Origin of the sequence: Qipengyuania profundimaris (assembly GCF_030717945.1) — a bacterium.
GTDB classification, from domain to species: domain Bacteria; phylum Pseudomonadota; class Alphaproteobacteria; order Sphingomonadales; family Sphingomonadaceae; genus Qipengyuania; species Qipengyuania profundimaris.
This window is the reverse complement of sequence record NZ_JAVAIM010000001.1, coordinates 1,157,475-1,170,055: the sequence shown is the minus strand read 5'-3', so window position 1 is coordinate 1,170,055 and position 12,581 is coordinate 1,157,475. Positions and strand designations below refer to the sequence as shown.

Below are 12,581 nucleotides of genomic sequence, written 5' to 3'. Positions count from 1 at the left end.
AGGTAGATGCGTTCGGGAATGATACGGGCTCGAAATTATTGCGAAATCGCGGGGAAACCCTATATAGCCCGCGACCTCGCATGCGCCACCCATGGCCAGCGCGACCCATCAGATTCGACAGGTACTCCATCCATGCCGACCGTCATCTTCCCCGGCCCCGAAGGCCGTCTCGAAGGCCGTTTCTCTCCCGCACCGCGCCCGCGTGCGCCGGTGGCGATGATCCTGCACCCGCACCCGCAGGGCGGCGGCACGATGAACGAGCAGATGACGCAGCGGCTGTACAAGACCTTCGTCAACCGCGGCTTCGCGACGCTGCGCTTCAATTTCCGCGGCGTCGGCCGCAGCCAGGGTAGCTTCGATAACGGCGTGGGCGAATTGTCCGATGCCGCCAGCGCGCTCGACTGGGTGCAGCAGGTTCACCCGGAAGCGCAGGTGACCTGGGTCGCGGGCGTCAGCTTCGGTGCGCTCATCGGCATGCAGCTGCTGATGCGTCGCCCGGAAATCCGCGGCTGGATCAGCATCGGCGCTCCGGCGAGCATGTACGACTTCTCCTTCCTCGCCCCCTGCCCCGCCAGCGGCATCTTCATCCACGGCGCGCAGGACACAGTGGTGCAGCCCAATTCGGTCACCAAGCTGGTCGAAAAGCTGCGCACGCAGAAGCACATCACCGTGCATCACGAGGAAATCCCGCGCGCCAACCACTTCTTCGAGAACGAGCAGGCGGAACTGATGAAGTCGGTCGACAATTATCTCGACTTCCGCCTCGATCCGGCCTGCCCGATCAAGTGACGGAGTATCTCGGCCAGCGAGAGCGAGCCTAGAGAGTCCATCATCCGCGACCTTTGCCTGGCTGGCAAGCCAGCAGCGCAGGATGAACTGCCAAAAAAACGGGGGGGGGGCACCCCTCAATTGCCTCGAAGAAACGAGCTCTGCCGCTCTGTAGCTCGCTCCTCCTCGCATGTAACAAAATCTCATTGAGCTTGACGGTTGATTGTAATGTTGTAACATTATTCAAACGAGGAGACGCAGAAAAGTCTCCCGCATTGGAAGAGGAGCACATCCATGTCCTACATCACCCAATCGAACGGACCGTCGGTCGGCAGCATCGCCGCAGTCGTAGCCATTCACGCCGGTGTTGGCGCTCTGCTGGTTTTCGGGCTGACGGTCAGCGGCGCGATGCCGGATATCATCACCCGGCTCCCCGCGAAGGATATCCGTGACGTCCCCCCGCCGCCTCCACCTCCTCCGCCGCCGGAAAATACGGCGGACCCGAAGGAAAGCACCGTACCGCCGGTCTTCACCCCGGTGCCCAAGCTCGATCTCAAACCGACGCCGCCGATTATCGACACGACGGACTTAATCCCGCCGCCGATCCCCAGCCCGCAACCGGGACGCGGCGATATCGTGCTGCCGAAACCCGCACCGCCCGCTCCCACGCCCAGCTTCGAGCCGGTTCCCGCCCGCCCGAAGAACGATCCCGGGCGCTGGCTGTCGAACAACGACTATCGCTCGAGCTGGGCGCGCCGCGAATTGACAGGAGTTGCCAGATTCCGCCTTGAGATCGCCGCCAACGGCCGCGTGTCGAACTGCACCGTCATCGGTTCGACCGGGCATAGCGAACTGGATTCGGCGACCTGCAGCCTCGTCAGCAAGCGCGCCCGCTTCGAGCCTGCGCGTGGCGGCAATGGCGAGCCGGTTGCCGGCAGCTACACCGGCTCGGTTCTCTGGCAACTGCCCGAATAACGCTCCCTAGCGAGCGCCCTGCTCGAGCTTTTCCAGCGGGGCCTCGCCCCCGGCATCGGGCAGCGTCCAGATCGCCACGTTCATCAGGGCCACGAAAGCCAGCAGCACCATCAGCAGCGCGTTCTTCGCATTGCCGGTCCGCCGCCATAGGAAGAAGGCACCGATCAGGAGCAGGATCGCGGCAAGGACGGTGAGCGAAAGGACGGCATCGAGCATCGCTTTTCCATAGCGCCACGCGCGCGCCTCGCAAGCTTGCGACGAGCTTCCACTGCGGAACGGGGGCGCACCCCATCCGTTGCCAAGGGAAAGGAGACGACCATGAGCATTTTCGGCAAAATCAAGGACGCGATTTTCGGCAAGGATGCGAAGGCGCAGGAAGCGCCGCAGACCGCCCCCTCCGGCGCACCGAAGGCCAATCCCGGCAATGCCTGGGCCAATGCACCGGTCGTCGAGAAGAAAGCCACCCCGGTGGTCGACGTGGAAAACCATCTCGACTCCATGCCTGGCGCAGACCGGCTGAACTGGCGCACCTCTATCGTCGATCTGATGAAGCTGCTGAACATCGATTCCGACTACGAAAGCCGCAAGGCGCTGGCGCAGGAACTGGGCCGCGAGGATTATTCGGGGAGCGCCGAAGACAATATGTGGCTGCACAAGCGCGTGATGAACGAGCTGGCGGCCAACGGCGGCAAGGTCCCGGCAGACCTGCGCGACTGATTTCGCTGCAGCCTATTTGACAGGCCCTGACCGGCGGCGCACACCGCTGGCATGACTTCACACAGCTACGACATCACCCGCCGCCAGGCCCTCGCCGGGCTAGGCGCGACAACTGCACTCACCTTATCGGGTTGCGCGACCTACGCCGCCGACGGGACCTCTGCCCCCGTAAGCCTGACGCCCGATGAATGGCTCGACCAGGTCGGCTACAACCTCCTCACCCATGAACCCGAGCGAGCGACCTCGCTCGGCGTCGATACCGGCAGCCATGCCGCACTGCGCAGCCGGCTGGAAGACCAGTCGCCCGAGGGGCAAGCCGCCTATGCCGCCACGCTGCGCCGTGATCTGGAAATGACCCGCGCCTATCCGCGCGAGCTGCTCGATGCAGATCAGCTGACCAGTTTCGAAGTGGTCGAAAGCGCCTATGCCCTGGCCCTCGATGGCTTCGAGCTGCCCTATGGCGATACGCCCGTGGGCAACTGGCGCACCGCGCCCTATGTCGTCATCCAGAACGTCGGCGAATACCTTGCCCTGCCGCGCTTCATGCAGTCGTCGCATAATGTCGCGAATGCCGATGATGCCGACGCATATATCGAGCGGATGGAGCAGATGCCGTCGGTTTTCGACGGAGAGCTGGAGCGTATTCGTGCTGCCCGCGGCATGGGCGTGGTGCCGCCGGGCTTCCTGCTCGACAAAGCGATCGGCCAGATGGAGCAGACCATCGCCAGCGCCGGAAAAGGCGAGCTGTTTGCCGACGATCTGCGCGCCAAGCTCAACGCCAGCAACCTCCCCGAAAACCGCGCCGATCGGGCAATGTCGCTCGAAAGCGGCCCGATTGCCGAGGCGCTTTCCCGCCAGCTGGCCGAGTTGAAGACGGAACGAGCCGTGGCCACCGATGCGCCGGGCATTTCCGCGCGGCCACGGGGTGAGGAATTCTACGATTGGGCTCTCCGCTCGAGCACCACCACCACCCTCTCCGCCGATGACATTCACCGCCAGGGCCTCGAAGAGCTGGAAGCGCTGCACGCCCGCATGGACCCGATCCTGCGGGGCATCGGCTATACCAGCGGCTCGGTGGGCGATCGCATGCAGGCGCTGGGTGCAGACCCGCGCTACCAGTTCGCGGAGGGCGATCCCGGTCGCGAAGAGATCATGGAATTCATCTGGGACCGGGTGAACTGGATCAAGGCGCAGATGCCGCGCGCCTTCGAGACGCTGGTCGATCCCAATTTGGAGGTAAAGCGCATCCCGCCGGCCGAGGAAGTCGGCGCACCGGGTGCCTATGGAGGTGCGGGCAGCAAGGACGGCACAATACCGGGTCGCTTCTGGATCAATCTGCGGACCACCGACCTGCACCGCAAATACGACTTGGCGGACCTCACCTATCACGAGACCATTCCAGGCCACGTGTGGGAAGGCGAATATTCCAATCGCCTGCCGCTCATCCGTTCGATCCTCGCCTTCAACCCATTCAGCGAGGGCTGGGCGCTCTATGGCGAGCAACTTGCAGACGAACTCGGCGCCTATGACGACTTCGCGGTCGGCCGCCTCGGCTATCTCCAGAGCCTCGCCTTCCGTGCCTGCCGCATGGTCGTCGACACCGGACTCCACGCCAAGGGCTGGAGCCGCGAGCAGGCCGTCCGCTTCTTCGTCGAGGAGAACGGCAGCAAGCCGGAGGAAGTGGGTAGCGAAGTCGATCGCTACTGCAGCTGGCCCGGGCAGGCGACCGGCTACAAGCTCGGCCACAGCCGCATCGTCGACCAGCGCGCCCGCGCCGAAACCGCCTTGGGCACGGCCTACGACTTCAAGGCATTCAACGACGCGGTCGTGCTTGGCGGCAATGTCCCGATGGATGTGCTGGAGAAAAACGTCGGGCGGTATATCGACAGGGCTTCGGCTTGAAATAAAACTCGGGCTGCAGTTTCCATACTATCGATCCCGTGTCATACCCGAGCGGAATGACATTGGGGGTCGATATGAAGCGTTTCAGCTTGGGATTTGCGCTTGCGCTCGGTTTGTCTGTTCCGGCGCAGGCCGATTGGCATGTGGCGGAGTCCGATCACTTCGTCGTCTATGCCGACGACCGGGCGAAGGACGTGCAGGAATTTGCCGAGGCGCTGGAGCGGTACCATTCGGCGATGAGCCTGCTGCAGATGCGGGAGAATACGAAACCCAGCCCCTCCAATCGCGTCACCATTTTCGTCGTCGGGAGCGAGGGCAAGATCCGCAAGCTTGCCGGAGAGAATGCCAAGAACGTCGCCGGGTTCTACATCCCGCGCGCCGGCGCTTCGCGAGCCTTCGTTCCGGAAATCAACATGCGGGGACGCGAGACCGATTTTTCGGTCACGGTCCTGCTGCACGAATATGCGCACCATTTCCTAATTTCGGCCGCGCCCTATGCCATGCCGCGGTGGGTCAACGAAGGTGCAGCCGAATTCTTCGCATCAGCCAAGTTCGAAAAGGATGGCGGCTTGCAGATCGGTGCACCGGCCTATCACCGTGCGGCGGAGCTCGCTTTTGCCAAGGATGTCAGCGTGGAGGAGCTGATCGACCCGGAGCTCTACGAGAAGAACAAGGGCAAACGGTTCGACGCGTTCTATGGTCGCGCTTGGGCGCTCTACCACTATCTCTATTTCAACGAAGAGCGCAGCGGCCAGTTGCGCAACTACATGGTCGGCATCGCGGAAGGGAAAGCCCCGCGCACAGCCGCCATCGACGCTTTCGGCAATCTCGACGCCCTGCAAAAGGAAGTCGACCGCTATATCGACCAGCGCCGGATGAACGTCTGGACGCTGGACGCGGACATGTTGCCGACGAATCCGGTCACCGTGCGTCAACTCTCCGAAGGCGAAGGCGAAGTGATGCCCCTGCGCATTCGTTCGCAGCGTGGCGTCGATCGGGAAGAGGCTTTGGCACTCCTTCCCGAGATCCGCGAAATCGCCGCCGAATATCCGCGCGATGCCGGCGTGCTGACGGCGCTGGCCGAAGCGGAATACGATGCCGGCAATGACGAGGAGGCGATTGCGGCAGCGGACCGCGCTCTCGCAATCGATCCCAGCCGCAAGAATGCTTATGTGCAGAAAGGCTATGCCCTCTTCCGGCAAGCAGCGTCGGCATCCGACCAGGATGCTGCCTACGCTGCCGCGATGGCACCCTTTTCCGCGCTGAATCGGCTTGAGAACGACCACCCGATCCCACTGATGTATTACTACCGCAGCTTCGTGGAGCGCGGCGAGGAACCGAACGAAAACGCGCGTCTCGCCCTGGAACAGGCGATGCAATTCGCCCCGTTCGACAAGAGCCTGCGCATGAATGCGGCGATGATGCAGGCCAGCGAAGGCAAGATCGCCATCGCCCGCCAGACCATTGCCCCAATCGCCAACGATCCGCACGGCGGCGGATTGGCACAGACGGCGCGGCGCTTTTACGAAGCGATGGCCGGAGTCGAGGAAGGCACCGCCTGGAATCCGGGCGCAACCCTCGATCTGGCGACGGCCATCGCCGACGCTGCTACGGACGAGGATTCTGCATCGGAGTGATGGCGCTGCGTGGCCGAAGGGCTGGTTTGCAGTAAAACTCGCTGCGCCTAGCAGCGATCTGAGCGCGGCTAGCGCACCTGTGCGTCGGTTTCAACCAGCGCGATCTGGTAGAGCTTAGGCCAAAGTTTGCCGGTGACGAACAGGCGCCGCTGTTCCGCGTCCCACGCGATCCCGTTGAGCACGGCGTCCCGTCCGAAGACAGGGACCGAAGCCACGAGATCGGTCAGGTCGATCAGCCGTTCGACCCTGCCGTCTGCAGGATCGATTGCGACGATATAGGACGTCTCCCAGATATTGGCGTAGACCAGCCCGTCGATCATCTCGAGCTCGTTGAGGCGGCGCAGCGGGCGACCGTTCATGGTGACCTCGATACTGCGAAGGACGTCGTAGCTCTCCGGATCGAGCACCCGCAGGGTCGCGCTGCCATCGGAGTGGACGAGCCCTTCCCCGGACGTCGTCAGGCCCCAGCCGTCGAGCGGATAGCCGTCACGCGTCGCCAATGGCTCGAGAGTATCCGCATCCCAGCGATGGATCGCACCGTCACGCCATGTCAGGCTGATGAGTTCACCGTTCCATTCGGCCAACCCTTCGCCGAACTGGCTTGGCGGGATGGCCATTTCGAGGACCGCCTCGCCGGTTTCGAGATCGAGCTTGCGGATCACGGATTGCCCGACGCGCCCGGTGCTTTCGAACAGCGCGCCCTCGTGCCACAGCAGCCCTTGCGTGAACGCGGTGGCGTCATGCGGGTATTCGGTGATGACCTCGGCGCGGTAGACCACTGGGCCCGAATAGGCCTGCTCCGCCACGACCGGCGCCGTTTCCTGCGCGATCGCTCCCTGTATCGGTGCGAGCACGACGGCAGCGGCGGCAAGTCGGAGGACTAGGTTCATCCTCAATCCTCTGGCCTGACCATGCTGAGCGCAAGATTAAGGAGCAGGCGGATGGGTCGAGCGTCATCTCCAGCCAGGTCGAGAAAAAGCCCCGGTCCGGTTTCCCGGCCGGGGCTCTCTTCTGAGGTCCCGTCGATTTCACAATCGCCGGGCTCTCCTCTCCAACTGTTGAAGCGTCAGGCGGCTGCGGGAGCCGCGTCGCGCACGCCCTGGTCGACATGGGCAGCGAAGGGTTCGAAATTGTCCACGAACAGCTGCACCAGCTTGTGCGCGGTGCGGTCGTATTCGTCCTTGTCGTCCCAGGTGGAACGCGGGTCGAGGATCTGGCTGTCGACGCCGGGCACACTCACCGGGACTTCGAAACCGAAGTTCGGATCCTTGCGAAATTCCGCGTCGTTGAGCGAACCATCCAGCGCGGCATTGAGGAGCGCGCGGGTCGCCTTGATCGGCATGCGATGGCCCACGCCGTATTTGCCGCCGGTCCAGCCGGTGTTGACCAGCCAGCAGTGTACTTCGCCCTCTGCGATGCGCTTCTTCAGGAGGTTGCCGTAGACGCTCGGGTGGCGCGGCATGAAGGGCGCGCCGAAGCAGGTGCTGAAAGTCGCGGTGGGTTCGGTCACGCCGATTTCCGTGCCGGCGACCTTGGCCGTATAACCCGACAGGAAGTGATACATCGCCTGGTCGGGCGTGAGGCGCGCGATCGGAGGCAGCACGCCGAAGGCATCGGCGGTCAGCATGATGACGTTCGACGGCGGCGGGCCGAGGTTGTCGGCGCTGGTGTTGGGGATGGACGACAGCGGATAGGCGCCGCGGGTGTTCTCCGCGAGGCTGTTGTCGTCGAGGTCGATCTCGCCCGCGTCGTTCATCACGACGTTTTCGAGGACCGTGCCCTCCATCTTGGTCGTCGCGTAGATTTCCGGCTCGCTATCGGGATCGAGGCGGATCATCTTAGCGTAGCAGCCGCCTTCGAAATTGAAGACCGCCGTGTCCGACCAGCCATGCTCGTCGTCGCCGATCAGCGTGCGGCTGGCATCGGCGGACAGCGTGGTCTTGCCGGTGCCGGATAGGCCGAAGAACACCGCGCTCTTGCCGTCAGGCCCGATGTTGGCCGAGCAGTGCATCGGCATCACGCCCTTGGCAGGCAGCAGGTAGTTTAGAATCCCAAACACGCTCTTCTTCATCTCGCCGGCATATTTCGTGCCGCCGATCAGGATCAGCTTTTCCGACAGGTTGACGGCGATCACCGTCTCGCTGCGCGTGCCGTGGCGTGCCGGATCGGCCTGGAACGTCGGCAGGTCTATGATGGTATATTCCGGCTCGAACCCGTCGAGCTCGGCGGCGGTCGGGCGGACCAGCAGCGTGCGGATGAACTGGTTGTGCCAAGCAAGCTCGTTGATGACGCGCACATTGACTCGATATTCAGGCTGCGATCCGCCGAACAGGTCGGCCACGTACAGGTCGCTCTTCTCGCCGAGCGCGGCCATGAAATCCTCTTTCAGCGCAGCGAAGTGCTCCGGCTTCATCGAGGCGTTATTGTCCCACCACACGGTGTCTTCGGTCTCGCCGTCACGGACGATGAACTTGTCGTTCGCGCTGCGGCCGGTGTGCTTGCCGGTCTCGACCACCAGCGGCCCGTTCTTCGCCTTGCGGCCTTCGCCATTCTCCAGCGCGGCGGCGGTCAGCTCTTCCGCGGTCAGGTTCGGGTGAATCGTGGCATCGGTGGCGATGCCCTGGTCGGAAAGCGAAGTCGAAAGCGGGGTGGTCACCGAAAAATCTCCAGCGCGCGAGTGCGTTACTGTGATGGAATCATCCGCGCATACGAATGCGCGGTGCTCGCGTCAGCCTCTAATACCCCACCGCCCCTGCGTCAAACCGCACGACGGCAAATTCTGGCTTAGGCGGGCACAGCCTGCGTTGTTTTGCACGGATAATCGGATTAGGCACGGGGCATGAACAGCGATGCGATCCAGGGTGCGAACCCGCAGGACCCCGACCAGCGCGTGATCGCGCTCGTGGACGACGACCGGAACATCCTCACCACGGTGTCGATCGCGCTGCAGGCGGAAGGTTTCGCCACGCGGCTCTATTCGGATGGCGAGGCGGCGCTCGGCGCGCTGCTCAACAATCCGCCCGACCTGGCGATCTTCGATATCAAGATGCCCAAGATGGACGGCATGGAATTGCTGCGCCGCCTGCGCGAGGAATCCGCGCTGCCGGTGATCTTCCTGACCAGCAAGGACGACGAGGCGGACGAAGCCGCCGGCCTGCAAATGGGCGCGGACGACTATATCGCCAAGCCCTTCAGCCTTCGCCTGCTGCTCGCGCGCATCCACGCGATCCTGCGCCGCAGCGACGCGCGCCGACCGCTGGTTATGAGCGATGCGGTGCCAGCCGACACGTCCGAGAAGATCGATCGCGGGCGCTTGCACATGGACCCGGCGCGCCATCACGTGACCTGGGAAGACAAGCCGGTCTCGCTCACCGTCACCGAGTTCCTGCTGCTGGAGGCGCTGGCCGTGCGACCGGGCGTCATCAAGAGCCGGAACCAGCTGATGGATGCCGCCTATCCCGACGACGTCTTCGTCGACGACCGCACGGTGGACAGCCACATCAAGCGCATGCGGCGCAAGTTCCGCCGGGTCGATCCCGAATTCTCTGCCATCGAAACCCTGTACGGCGCCGGCTACAGCTTCAGCGATGGCTGACCAGCGGCCCGGGGTATCCGACAGAGCCAGCGCCCTGCGCAGCGACCGGTTCGGCCAGCTGCGCTGGTCGCACCGCCTGTCGCTCACCAGTCGCATCCTGTTCGTCAACGTGCTGCCGCTGGTGCTGCTTGGCGGCGGGGTCCTATATCTCGATGCCTACCGCAAGCAGCTGCTCGACGAGCGGTTCAAGCTCGCGCTGGTGGAGGCGCAGATCACCGCGGAAGCGCTGGCCGGCGCGACAGTCCAGCGGCAGGAAGCGTTGCTCATCCAGATCGGCAAGGAGCAGCGCCTGCGCCTGCGGGTCTATGGCCCGGAAGGCAATCTGGAATCGGACAGCTTCGCCCTCGCCCCGCCGAGCTTCGACCTGCCCGAGCCCTCCGAGGTCGACCAGACCGACCTCGCCCTGCGCCTCGACCGCGGGTTCGATCGGATCGTAGGCGCGCCTGCCCTCCCGGACTATGTCGAGCCCGCCACCGACGACGCTTCCGGCTGGCCGGAACTGGTCCGGGCACGCGAGGAAAGCCTGACACAGATCGTGCTGCGCGATGCCCCGGATGGCACGCATGTGATCAATGCCGCCGCACCGGTCGGGCTGGATGGCGATACGCTACTGCTGACACGCAACCCGGTCGACATTACCGAAAGCGTGCGCGCGGCGCGATCGACCGTGCTCGCCGTCGTGTTGCTGGCGCTGCTCGTATCGACGTTGCTGTCGCTGTTCCTCGCGCGTACCATTGTGCGCCCCTTGCGCGAGTTGGTGCAAGCCGCCGTCCGCGTGCGCCAAGGTCGCGACCGGCAAGTCGAAGTGCCGCGTCTGCCCGATCGCCGCGACGAAATCGGCATGCTCGCCCGCGCTTTCTCCGACATGACAGGGGCACTGCGCCAGCGCATCGATGCGGTCGAAAGTTTCGCCGCCGATGTCGCGCACGAGATCAAGAATCCGCTCGCCTCGCTGCGCAGCGCGACCGAGTCCCTCGCCAAGGTCGAGGATCCGCAGCTGCGCGCGCAATTGCTCGACATCGCGACGCACGACGTCCAGCGGATCGACCGGTTGGTAACGGAAATTTCCGACGCCAGTCGGATAGATGCGGAAATGTCGCGCGCCGAATTCGAGACGGTCGACCTCAAGCAACTCTTGTCGAACATCGTCGCCAGCCGCGAGGAGCGCGAAGAGAACGAGGACCGCACGATTGCGCTGGCGATGCCCGCGGAGCCGCTGGTCGTCGCAGGCGTGCCGGTGCGGCTGGAGCGAGTGATCGACAATCTGCTCGATAATGCCGTGTCTTTCTCCCCGCCGAGGGGCCGGATCGATGCGGTCCTGGAGCGGCACGATGGCTGGGTCACCCTGACCATCTGCGACGAAGGTCCCGGGATCCCTGAGGAAAAGCGCGAGAAAGTGTTCCAGCGGTTCCATTCAGACCGGCCCGAGGGCGAGGACTTCGGCAAGCATTCCGGTCTTGGTCTCGCAATCGCGCGGACAATCGCGGAGGCGCATGACGGCACGTTGGTCGCGACCTCGCGGCAGGGCGGCGAGCCAGGTGCCTGTCTCGTGTTTGGTCTGCCCGCAAGGCGATGAGCAAGCAGGTCCTGGCCAACGTGACAGGCGTTGCCATCGGCGGGCGAGCGCTGCTGATCGAGGGTGCACCTGGCGTCGGCAAGTCCTCGCTCGCGTTGGCGCTGATCGACAGGGGAGCGGTGCTGATCGGCGACGACGCGATCGAACTCGTTGTGCAAGACGGTGCGCTGATTGCCGCGCCTCCGCCTAATACCAGCGGACTGATCGAAGTCCGCAACATTGGGCTGGTAGAGTTGCCGACGGCACGTGCTCCGGTGGCTCTCGTCCTCAAGCTCGATCCCGACGCCCCGCGCTTCCCGATGGAGGTCCCGACGACTGTGATGGCCGACATTTTCGTGCCACTGCTGCCCTTTGCGCCCGGCGATGCGACGCAAGCCCTGCGCGCCGAACATGCGCTGGCAAAGCACGGCCTGCCCTTTCCAAGCGCGGCGCAAGCAGCAACAAGGCAAGTGCAATGACCGCCGATTCCCCCACTTCCCCGCGCCAGCGCGTCCTGCTCGTCACCGGCCTTTCGGGTGCGGGCAAGTCGACGGCGCTGCAGGTGCTGGAAGACATCGGCTGGGAAGCGATCGACAACTTCCCGGTGCGCCTGCTCGGCGGGCTGCTCGGCAATGAGGACGAGGACAGCCAGCTCGCCATCGGCTTCGATTCGCGCACACGTGGCTTCGTCCCCGCCGAGATCATCGCAATGTGCAAGCAGCTGGCGGCTCGCGGCGATGTCGAGGTGACGACGCTGTTCATCGACTGCGCCGGCGGCGAGTTGGAGCGGCGCTACAACGAAACCCGCCGTCCGCATCCGATGGCCCGCGGCCGTCCCGTACTCGACGGGATCAAGGCCGAGCGCGAGCTGCTGGAGCCGCTGCGGCGCTGGGCCGACATCGTCATAGACACCAGCGACTTCTCCACCAACCAGCTGCAGCAGGAAGTGCGCGAGCAATTCGCCAGCAGCGCCGAGCGCGAGATGACCGTCACCATCTCCAGCTTCGGTTTTGCCCGCGGCACCCCGCCCCTGGCAGACCTGCTGTTCGACATGCGCTTTATCGACAACCCGCATTGGATAGAGGGCCTTCGCGAGAAGACCGGACTTGAAGCCGAGGTAGCCGCGCATATCGAGGCCGATCCCGCTTTCGAACCGGCCTTCGCCCGCATCGCCGACCTGCTGCGCGAGCTGCTGCCGCGCTATGCCGCGCAGGACCGCAGCTATCTCAACATCGCCTTCGGCTGTACCGGAGGGAGACACCGCTCCGTCTACAGCGCCGAGCGGGCGGCGGACGTCTTGCGCGCCGAGGGGTTTTCGCCCACCGTTATTCATCGCAATCTGGGGAGCCGTCCCGCCGATCCGCTCGAACGGCGTTGATTCCCGCGGCCATTGATGGTTCAGGACCCGGCACGTAACCTTCCAAGGGTAATT

12 protein-coding genes are annotated in these 12,581 nt (G+C 64.2%); 9 read left to right on the top strand and 3 right to left on the bottom strand.

Translation table 11 applies throughout. The annotated features are described in order from the left end of the window. Positions 1–132: 132 nt before the first annotated feature. Both Q9K02_RS05750 and Q9K02_RS05745 read left to right on the top strand, forming a co-directional pair. Positions 133–789, top strand: coding sequence for an alpha/beta hydrolase (locus Q9K02_RS05750; RefSeq protein ID WP_278327323.1), 657 nt, complete (start codon positions 133–135; stop codon positions 787–789). Positions 790–1,062: 273 nt separating this feature from the next. Further along, entirely contained in the window at positions 1,063–1,743 is a 681-nt protein-coding gene (locus tag Q9K02_RS05745; RefSeq protein ID WP_305932024.1) for an energy transducer TonB, read from the top strand. A gap of 6 nt (positions 1,744–1,749) precedes the next feature. Here the strand turns inward: Q9K02_RS05745 and Q9K02_RS05740 are convergent, their stop codons facing one another. Continuing rightward, positions 1,750–1,959: a hypothetical protein gene (locus Q9K02_RS05740; RefSeq protein WP_305932023.1), complete on the bottom strand. Its 210-nt coding sequence runs from the start codon at positions 1,957–1,959 to the stop codon at positions 1,750–1,752. Positions 1,960–2,061: 102 nt separating this feature from the next. Between Q9K02_RS05740 and Q9K02_RS05735 the strand changes: the two genes are divergently transcribed. From Q9K02_RS05735 to Q9K02_RS05725, 3 genes are all read left to right on the top strand, one after another. Further along, positions 2,062–2,460, top strand: coding sequence for a DUF3597 domain-containing protein (locus Q9K02_RS05735; RefSeq protein ID WP_305932022.1), 399 nt, complete (start codon positions 2,062–2,064; stop codon positions 2,458–2,460). 51 nt (positions 2,461–2,511) lie between these two features. Next, entirely contained in the window at positions 2,512–4,362 is a 1,851-nt protein-coding gene (locus Q9K02_RS05730) for a DUF885 domain-containing protein (RefSeq protein WP_305932021.1), read from the top strand. 74 nt (positions 4,363–4,436) lie between these two features. Continuing rightward, complete coding sequence (locus Q9K02_RS05725; protein ID WP_305932020.1) at positions 4,437–5,999, top strand: DUF1570 domain-containing protein; 1,563 nt, start codon at positions 4,437–4,439, stop codon at positions 5,997–5,999. Positions 6,000–6,067: 68 nt separating this feature from the next. Here the strand turns inward: Q9K02_RS05725 and Q9K02_RS05720 are convergent, their stop codons facing one another. After that, a complete protein-coding gene (locus tag Q9K02_RS05720; protein ID WP_305932019.1) occupies positions 6,068–6,889 on the bottom strand; it encodes a glutaminyl-peptide cyclotransferase in 822 nt (273 codons plus the stop codon). 176 nt (positions 6,890–7,065) lie between these two features. Then, positions 7,066–8,655 (bottom strand): phosphoenolpyruvate carboxykinase, encoded by a 1,590-nt coding sequence (locus Q9K02_RS05715; RefSeq protein ID WP_305932018.1) that lies wholly within the window; start codon positions 8,653–8,655, stop codon positions 7,066–7,068. A gap of 183 nt (positions 8,656–8,838) precedes the next feature. On the opposite strand from Q9K02_RS05715, the gene Q9K02_RS05710 reads away from it, so the two are divergent. Genes Q9K02_RS05710 through rapZ form a run of 4 tightly spaced genes read left to right on the top strand, consistent with a single transcriptional unit; the run spans position 8,839 to position 12,527 of the window. Beyond that, complete coding sequence (locus tag Q9K02_RS05710; RefSeq protein ID WP_278327330.1) at positions 8,839–9,594, top strand: response regulator transcription factor; 756 nt, start codon at positions 8,839–8,841, stop codon at positions 9,592–9,594. Next, positions 9,587–11,170 (top strand): sensor histidine kinase, encoded by a 1,584-nt coding sequence (locus Q9K02_RS05705; RefSeq protein ID WP_305932017.1) that lies wholly within the window; start codon positions 9,587–9,589, stop codon positions 11,168–11,170. Before Q9K02_RS05710 ends, Q9K02_RS05705 begins: the two co-directional genes overlap by 8 nt. Continuing rightward, a complete protein-coding gene (locus Q9K02_RS05700; RefSeq protein WP_305932016.1) occupies positions 11,167–11,628 on the top strand; it encodes an HPr kinase/phosphorylase in 462 nt (153 codons plus the stop codon). Before Q9K02_RS05705 ends, Q9K02_RS05700 begins: the two co-directional genes overlap by 4 nt. Next, positions 11,625–12,527, top strand: coding sequence for an RNase adapter RapZ (gene rapZ, locus Q9K02_RS05695; protein ID WP_305932015.1), 903 nt, complete (start codon positions 11,625–11,627; stop codon positions 12,525–12,527). Before Q9K02_RS05700 ends, rapZ begins: the two co-directional genes overlap by 4 nt. Positions 12,528–12,581: the final 54 nt, after the last annotated feature.